General features: G+C 65.4%; 3 protein-coding genes. 2 read left to right on the forward strand and 1 reads right to left on the reverse strand.

What is annotated here, in order from left to right; translation table 11 throughout:
• Both ABZD10_RS14655 and ABZD10_RS14660 read left to right on the forward strand, forming a co-directional pair.
• Positions 1-206 (forward strand): helix-turn-helix domain-containing protein (locus ABZD10_RS14655; protein WP_372887622.1); only part of this gene is annotated, 206 nt, incomplete at its 5' end.
• A gap of 68 nt (positions 207-274) precedes the next feature.
• On the forward strand, positions 275-469 hold the full coding sequence (locus tag ABZD10_RS14660; RefSeq protein WP_372887624.1) for a DUF2892 domain-containing protein: 195 nt from the start codon (positions 275-277) through the stop codon (positions 467-469).
• Positions 470-501: 32 nt separating this feature from the next.
• Here ABZD10_RS14660 and uvrA read toward each other — a convergent pair.
• Positions 502-3,214: excinuclease ABC subunit UvrA (uvrA, locus tag ABZD10_RS14665; RefSeq protein ID WP_372887626.1), on the reverse strand; the 2,713-nt coding region annotated here is incomplete at its 5' end.

Raw genomic sequence — 3,214 nt, forward strand, 5'->3', positions numbered from 1 at the left:
GCCAGTCGCCCACCCCCGGCGCCCCCGTGGCCACCACACAGGCGGCGCTGGCCACCGCCGTCGGCACCGCCCGCGAGGTGGTGTCGCGCCGTCTCGAAACATGGGCCGCCAAGGGCTGGATCGAGACCGGGCGCGGACGGGTGACAATTCTCGACCCCGGGGCCCTGCGCCAGATCGCCGAAGCAGAAAAACATCCGCTTCTGTGACCATGGTCACTGAAGCCCGGCGCGGAACCCTTTAGTCATGCGGCATGCGGACTGAAAGGAGACCTCAAATGTTCAAGAAAAACGTCGGAACCATTGACCGTGCCCTGCGGGTGATCGTCGGCCTGGCGCTGCTGGTCGGCTTTGCCACCACCGGCAGCTGGTGGATGCTGATCGGTGTCGTGCCGCTGGCCACCGGGCTCGCCTCGAGCTGCCCGGCCTATTCGCTGCTGGGCCTCAGCACCTGCCCGATGAAAAAGGGCTGATCGCGCCAAGGGCCGACACGCAACGGCGGCCCCTATTCGGCCGCCACCCGGCGCCCGGCCAGCATCTCCTTGAGGTAACGGCCGGTATGGCTGCGCGGCTCGGCGGCCACCTCTTCCGGCGTGCCGGCGGCGACGATCTCGCCGCCGCCATCGCCGCCCTCGGGGCCGATGTCAATGATCCAGTCGGCGGTTTTCACCACGTCGAGATTGTGCTCGATCACCACCACCGAATTGCCCTGATCGACCAGCTCGTGCAGCACTTCGAGCAGTTTGCGCACATCTTCGAAATGCAGCCCCGTGGTCGGCTCGTCGAGGATATAGAGCGTGCGCCCGGTCGAGCGTTTGGCCAGCTCTTTTGACAGTTTCACCCGCTGCGCCTCGCCGCCCGAAAGCGTGGTCGCCTGCTGTCCGACCTTGATATAGCCCAGCCCCACGCGGGCCAGCGCATCCATCTTGTCGCGGATCGAGGGCACGGCCTTGAAAAACACCTGCGCATCTTCGACCGTCATATCAAGAACGTCAGCTATGCTCTTGCCCTTGAAGCAAATTTCAAGAGTTTCACGGTTGTAGCGCGCGCCCTGGCAGGTCTCGCAGGTGACATAGACGTCGGGCAGGAAATGCATCTCGATCTTGATCACCCCGTCGCCCTGGCAGGCCTCGCAGCGCCCGCCCTTGACGTTGAAGGAAAACCGCCCCGGCTTGTAGCCGCGCGCCTTGGCCTCGGGCAGGCCGGCGAACCAGTCGCGGATCGGCGTGAAGGCGCCGGTATAGGTGGCGGGGTTGCTGCGCGGCGTCCGCCCGATCGGGCGCTGGTCGATGTCGATCACCTTGTCGAGATGCTCCAGCCCCTTGATGGTCTCGCAGGGGGCCGGCGTCTGGCGCGCCCCGTTGAGCCGCATCGAGGCGGTCTTGAACAGGGTCTCGATGGTCAGGGTCGACTTGCCGCCGCCCGACACCCCGGTGACGCAGACGAAACGGCCCAGCGGAAAGTCGGCGGTGACGTCGCGCAGGTTGTTGCCGCTGGCCTTGACCACGCGCACCGACTTGCCGTTGCCGGCGCGGCGCTCGCCGGGGATGGCGATCTCGCGCTGCCCCGACAGATACTGGCCGGTCAGCGAGGCCGGATCGGCGGCGATCTCCTCGGGCAGGCCCTCGGACACCACCTGGCCGCCATGCACCCCGGCGCCGGGGCCGATGTCGAACACGTAGTCGGCGGCGCGGATCGCCTCTTCGTCATGTTCGACCACGACCACGGTGTTGCCCTGATCGCGCAGGTTCTTCAGCGTGTCCAGAAGCCGGTCGTTGTCGCGCTGATGCAGCCCGATCGAAGGTTCGTCCAGCACATAGAGCACCCCGGTCAGACCCGAGCCGATCTGGCTGGCAAGCCGAATGCGCTGACTTTCCCCACCACTTAATGTTCCACTGGAACGTGACAGCGTAAGGTATTCCAAACCCACATTATTCAGGAACCCAAGGCGTTCACGAATTTCCTTGACGATGGCGCGGGCGATCTCCTGTTTCTGCGCTGTCAGGTGATTGGGAACATCGCTGATCCAGTCCAGCGCCTCGCGGATCGACATCTGCACCACATGGCCGACATGGACCCCGGCGATCTTCACCGCCAGCGCCTCTTCGCGCAGCCGGTGGCCGCGGCAGGTATGGCAGGGGCGGTTGTTCTGGTAGCGCTCGAACTCCTCGCGGATCCAGTTGCTGTCGGTCTCGCGATAGCGGCGCTCCATGTTCGGGATCACCCCCTCGAAGGCGCGGCTGACCTGATAGACCCGGCCGCCTTCGTCATAGCGGAAGTCGATCTCCTCTTCGCCCGAACCGCGCAGGAAGACCTGTTTGACCTTCTCGGGCAAGTCCTTCCACGGCGTGTTCTTGTCGAAACCATAGTGGCGGGCGATGGCCTCGATGGTCTGAAGGAAATAGGGCGACTTGCCCTTGCGCCATGGGGCCAGCGCCCCGTCGTACAGCTTCAGCGTCTGGTCGGGCACCACCAGCCGTTCGTCGAAGAACAGCTCCATCCCCAGCCCGTCGCATTCCGGGCAGGCCCCGAAGGGGGCGTTGAAGGAAAACAGCCGCGGCTCGATCTCGGGGATGGTAAAGCCGCTGACCGGACAGGCGAAATTCTCGGAAAAGGTGATGCGCTCGGGCTCGCCCTCTTTCGGCGCGGTTTCCAGCACCGCGATGCCATCGGCCAGGTCCAGCGCCGTGCGCAGACTGTCGGCCAGCCGCGTCTCGAGCCCCGCGCGGACCACGATCCGGTCGACCACCACGTCGATGTCGTGGCGGAACTTCTTGTCCAGCTTGGGCGGCTCGTCGAGTTCGTAGAAGGCGCCGTCCACCTTGACCCGCTGGAACCCCTGCTTGCGCAGTTCGAGAAATTCCTTGCGGTACTCGCCCTTGCGGTCGCGCACGATCGGCGCCAGCAGGTAGCCGCGCGTGCCCTCCTCCAGCGCCATGATCCGGTCGACCATGTCCTGCACCTGCTGGGCCTCGATCGGCAGGCCGGTGGCCGGGCTATAGGGGGTGCCGACGCGGGCGAACAGCAGCCGCAGATAGTCATAGATCTCGGTCACCGTGCCGACGGTCGAACGCGGGTTCTTCGAGGTGGTCTTCTGCTCGATGGAAATCGCCGGGCTGAGGCCGCTGATATGGTCGACATCGGGCTTTTCCATCATGTCGAGGAACTGGCGCGCATAGGCCGAGAGCGACTCGACATAGCGGCGCTGGCCCTCGGCA

Source organism: Shimia sp., from assembly GCF_041624275.1.
Lineage (GTDB): Bacteria > Pseudomonadota > Alphaproteobacteria > Rhodobacterales > Rhodobacteraceae > Shimia.